This window comes from Flavobacterium sp. 40-81, from assembly GCF_001898245.1.
GTDB lineage: Bacteria > Bacteroidota > Bacteroidia > Flavobacteriales > Flavobacteriaceae > Flavobacterium > Flavobacterium inviolabile.
On sequence record NZ_MKTM01000044.1, the window covers coordinates 1 to 4,773 of the forward strand.

3 protein-coding genes and 1 rRNA gene are annotated in these 4,773 nt (G+C 39.7%); 1 reads left to right on the forward strand and 3 read right to left on the reverse strand.

The window, feature by feature from the left end:
- Window positions 1-186 precede the first annotated feature (186 nt).
- Window positions 187-2,598, forward strand: a complete 2,412-nt coding sequence (locus BGO42_RS17875; protein ID WP_273243463.1) for a hybrid sensor histidine kinase/response regulator — start codon at window positions 187-189, stop codon at window positions 2,596-2,598.
- Here BGO42_RS17875 and BGO42_RS17880 read toward each other — a convergent pair.
- The 3 genes from BGO42_RS17880 to rrf form a co-directional block, all read right to left on the reverse strand.
- Window positions 2,595-3,962 carry a sigma-54-dependent transcriptional regulator gene (locus BGO42_RS17880; protein WP_273243461.1) on the reverse strand — a complete coding sequence of 456 codons (1,368 nt, stop codon included), beginning with the start codon at window positions 3,960-3,962 and terminating at the stop codon, window positions 2,595-2,597. The genes BGO42_RS17875 and BGO42_RS17880 overlap by 4 nt on opposite strands.
- 150 nt (window positions 3,963-4,112) lie before the next feature.
- Complete coding sequence (locus BGO42_RS17885) at window positions 4,113-4,415, reverse strand: hypothetical protein (RefSeq protein ID WP_177732231.1); 303 nt, start codon at window positions 4,413-4,415, stop codon at window positions 4,113-4,115.
- Between the two features lie 285 nt (window positions 4,416-4,700).
- Window positions 4,701-4,773: ribosomal RNA gene (gene rrf, locus BGO42_RS17980) — 5S ribosomal RNA — on the reverse strand; the annotation flags it as partial.

The following is a 4,773-nucleotide window of genomic DNA, read 5'->3' on the forward strand; positions in this document are numbered from 1 at the left end:
TACAGCTAATTTAAAAGCCATATTATAATCCTTTTGAGTACGCTTAACTCGCGTTGTTGTTGTGTCTTTCATAATAAGTCGATTTTGTGTCAACTTATTTCAGGACGGGACATCATAAAACGAAAAGTCCAACGCAATGTTGGACTTTTTTTTTGAATAAAAATTCAGATAAATTATCTTTATAGAATGAATAAAAAAGCAAAGTCCTTACAATTTAAAGTCGTAATAGGTTATTTCTTTTTAATCGTTATTGCCATTATTTCCGTTTGGTATATCTATTCTGAAATTTTAAAGATTGCCACCCCAAAAGAAACGGCTTCCGAAGAGAATAAGAAAATATTGATGATCAGTAATGTGGTTACCAATCTGTATGCCTCCGAAGCTGTGGGAAGAGCGGCGATGCTTACCGAAAGCAAAAGCAGCATCCGGGAATACCATCGCCTTTTAGACAGCATCAATGCCGAGATCGAGACCATAAAAACGGATGCCGAAGAAAATCAGCTTGCCAAATTTGATTCCATCCAGATGCTGCTGCAAAAGAAAAGACGCAGTATCAGTGAAATTCTGAACTTTCGTAAAAAATACAGCCACGAGAACAATCTGGACAAAGCCATTACTAAAATATACAACGTTAAAGATTCGCTGGTGCTCAACTTCCAGCCCATCAGCCGTGCCCGGAACAATTCGCAGATCCGGAAATTTCTGGACAATGTGCTCAACCCGCATCAACGGGATTCCTTAAGCATTTTACCGGTTTCGAATGACTCGCTGGTGCTGGCTTTTGAAAAGATCATTTCGGATGTTGTCACGAAAGAAAACCGCATCAAAAGTCAGCTGTTCATGAGAGAGCAGAAACTACTGGATGAGAACAGGGTTATATCCGACCAGCTCCGCAATGTGCTTACTTCCGTAGAAAAAGAAATTCTGCAAAAGTCCTATCAGAAGATCAACGATTCCAAATATGCCATCAGCAAAACCACTAAAAATATCGCCTGGATTGGCGCCGCTGCCTTATTACTGGTATTGCTTTTCGGACTGATTATTATTCGTGACCTGAACATCAATCAGAAATACCGGCAGCAGCTGGAACGCCTTAATTCGGAAAAAGAAGACTTACTCCGAAGCAAGACCATGCTGCTGGCAACCGTAACACACGACATTCAGACACCTTTGGGTAGCGTGATCGGTTTTTCCGATTTATTAAAAAACACACCGGTTACGCCGAAGCAGCTGCAATACCTGGACAACATCAGGCACTCCTCGCATTATATTCTAAAGCTGGTGAATGACCTGATTGATTTTTCAAAACTGGAAAACAACAAAATAAAGATTGAAGCAATTAATTTCAATTTTAAGGATCTGATTGAAAACACCTGCCAGCCATTGGTTCCGAATGCTACTAACAAAGGGATCCTACTGCGCTGGGATGTCCCTGAAGAACTGGATGCACTTTATATTTCCGATCCGTACCGGATCAAACAGGTTCTGACCAATCTGGTCACCAATGCCATTAAATTTACCCAGGAAGGTTCTGTGAGTGTTTCCGTTAGCAAAGACGCCGACTGGATTTCGATTGCCGTTACCGATACCGGAATCGGAATTCCGAAAAACAAGCAAAAAGCCGTGTTTAAAGAATTCACCCAGGCACATTCGGGTATTGAGAAGAAATTTGGCGGTACCGGATTAGGGTTAACCATCGCCAAACGCATCATGGAGCTTTTAGGCGGCAGTATTTCACTGGAAAGCAAAGAACATACAGGATCGACTTTTACGGTTAAAATCCCGAATGTAAAAGCCCCGGATCAAAACCGGCATTCCGTTTCCGACAATCAGGAAAAGAAATACGATTATCTGGAAAACAAACAGCTGTTAATCGTTGATGACGATCCTATGCAGTTAAAACTGATGGAAGAAATATTTGCCAATTATCCGGTTTCGGTTACCACAACAACCGATGCTTCCAAAGTGGTGGCTTTGTTAAAACAAAATCATTTCGATTTAGTCCTCAGTGATATTCAAATGCCCAAAATGGACGGTTTTGAATTGGTCGAAAAAATAAAACAGGACACTTCCATCCGGGAAATCCCCGTAATTGCCCTGACAGGCAAACGCGATTTAATCCAGGAAGATTTTATCCGGAAAGGATTCACCACTTTTCATCCGAAACCGATTCAGCTGGATAAGTTATTACAGCAATTACAGGCCATTTTTGAAGGAAATACCCCGGTAGAGATAAAATATGACACGGCGGTGGAAAGTACCGAAAAACTATATGATTTAAGCAGTCTGAACCAGTTTACCCAGAATGACAAAACTGCCCTGAACAACATCATAAAGGTTTTTATAAAAAGCAGTACCGAAAATATGGAAGCGTTAAACACGGCTGCTCAAAATAACGACTGGGATGCCGTTGCACAGCTTGCGCACAGGCTGATTCCGATGTTAAAACAAATGGAAGCCTATGCTATTGTAGACCGGTTGATCCCTTTGGAAGACAAAACCTTGGATCTTAAGGCAGCGGATTGTACCGTTTACCTGAAAACACTGACCGACCAGATGAACAACCTGATCGAAAAACTAAACATCGAGCTGGATTAAAGCTCGATGTTGTACAGTTTTATTTTATTGTAGAGTGTTTTTCTGTCTATACCCAGCAATTGGGCTGCTTTGGTTTTATTGAATTTCACTTTTTCCAGGGCATCAAGGATGGCTTTTTCTTCATCCTTTGACGAGTAAAGCAAAAATTCGCTTTCGTTTTTATCCTGAAAATTGTTTTCAAACATTTCCTGAGGCAAAACCTCTTTTAAAACCGTATCGCCTCTGGACAATAAAACGGAACGTTTGATAATGTTTTTCATTTCTCTTAAATTCCCCGGCCAGTCATACGTGAGGAACAAATCGGTGACATCCGGAGAAAATCCCAGCACATCTTTTTCAAGATCACTATTTGCCATTTCCAGAAAGTGATTGGCAAAAATCAGTATGTCGTTTTTTCTTTCGGAAAGCCTTGGTGCCTTAACGCTAAACTCATTCAGACGATGGTATAGATCCTCTCTGAAATCGCCTCTTTTCACCGCTTCCTGTAAATCTTCATTGGTTGCCGCGATAACGCGTATATCGACACCCACTTCGGTATTACTGCCCACTGGTTTTATTTTACGTTCCTGCAAAGCCCGGAGCAGCTGTATCTGGACTTCATAGGAAAGATTCCCCACTTCATCCAAAAATAACGTTCCGCCATTAGCCGCTTCAAAATGACCTGTTTTATCATTGATCGCACCGGTAAAAGATCCTTTTAAGTGGCCGAAGAATTCACTGGAAGCCAGATCTTTCGGAATGGCTCCGCAGTCGACCGCAATAAACGGTTTGTCTTTTCGCTTGCTTTGCAAATGTATTGTATGGGCAATATATTCTTTTCCGGTTCCGCTGTCGCCTATAATCAGGACAGACATATTGGTTGGTGCCACTAAACCGATATAATCATGCAGCTGATTGGAATGATCGCTTATTCCTTTTACAAAAGGAAAATTCTGGTTTTGCGGCTTCTTTTTTTCTTTTACAGCAGCATCCGTCACTGCTGCGGCAGTCTGCGGCATTCCTTTCTTTGATAGCGCCTGGTTGATAGTGTGCAGGATTTCATCCGGATTTATCGGTTTCCCTACGTAGTCAAAAGCCCCCAGTTTGATTGCATTTACTGCTGTTCTGATTTCAGTATAACCCGTCATCAGGATAACCTGTGTGCTGAAAGATTTTGATTTAATTAATTTTAAAAGCTCAATCCCATCTTTATCCGGTAAGCGTATGTCTGTAAGTACAATGTCGAAGCTGTCGTTTTCCAAAGCCGTCTCTGCTTCTTTTGCAGAAAAAACATTGGTAACAGCGAATCCCTTTTTCTCCAAAAAGGTTTTCAGCATTACACAGAAAGAGATATCGTCATCAACAACTAATATTTTCGAACTCATCTAAAATTAAATTTGAAACCGTACAAATTTAACGTTTTTGGTTGTTAATAAATGTTAAGTCCAAAAAGTATATAAACAATAAAAGGAGGCAAAGCCTCCTCTCACTGAGTAGAAAAAATTCTACTTATTCACCTTACTACATTCCAATAATTAAGCTTCTTTGATGAATTCGCCTGTTGATGAAAACAACGCTACTACAGACTTTCCGTCTTTTTGTAATGTTAATTTGTATTCACCGTCAGCGGCAACAGCAGCACCGGTTAAGGTGTATCCTGCATATTTTTCACCAATTTTTTTCAACGCATCAGCACTTACTTCTGATGGTTTAATTTCTTTATATTCTTTATCCTGATAGATAGCAATTGATGGAACCTCTGAAATTGAAACGTTGTTTGCCATAGCAATTGTTCCTAATCCTAAAACTAAAACTGTTGATAAAAGTAAATTTTTCATAATATTAAATTTTATAGGTTGTTAAATTGTGTTACACTAAACCTATATGAAAAAAGCATACCAGAATACCAACAGCAGCAGTAAACACAGTCAAACAACTAATAATCAGTTATTTAAAATAAAAACAGTTATTATTTATTTAGAAAAAACAATGTAGAAACCGTTACAGTATGTAGAATTATTCTACATTTTAGTCCGGAAAAAGTGTGGAGAAAGGGTAATTGGCTGATTCGCAATTTTATTAAAAACAAAAAACCCTATCCGTTATGGATAGGGTTTTCAAAAGAAAGGCGGCGACATACTCTCCCACAGGATTGCAGTACCATCTGCGCAGGCGGGCTTAACTTCTCTGTTCGGA

Excerpts from the sequence above, each read along its gene's own strand:
- BGO42_RS17875 (WP_273243463.1), top strand. The coding sequence starts at position 187 with ATGAATAAAAAAGCAAAGTCCTTACAATTTAAAGTCGTAATAGGTTAT.
- BGO42_RS17880 (WP_273243461.1), bottom strand. The coding sequence starts at position 3,962 with ATGAGTTCGAAAATATTAGTTGTTGATGACGATATCTCTTTCTGTGTA.
- BGO42_RS17885 (WP_177732231.1), bottom strand. The coding sequence starts at position 4,415 with ATGAAAAATTTACTTTTATCAACAGTTTTAGTTTTAGGATTAGGAACA.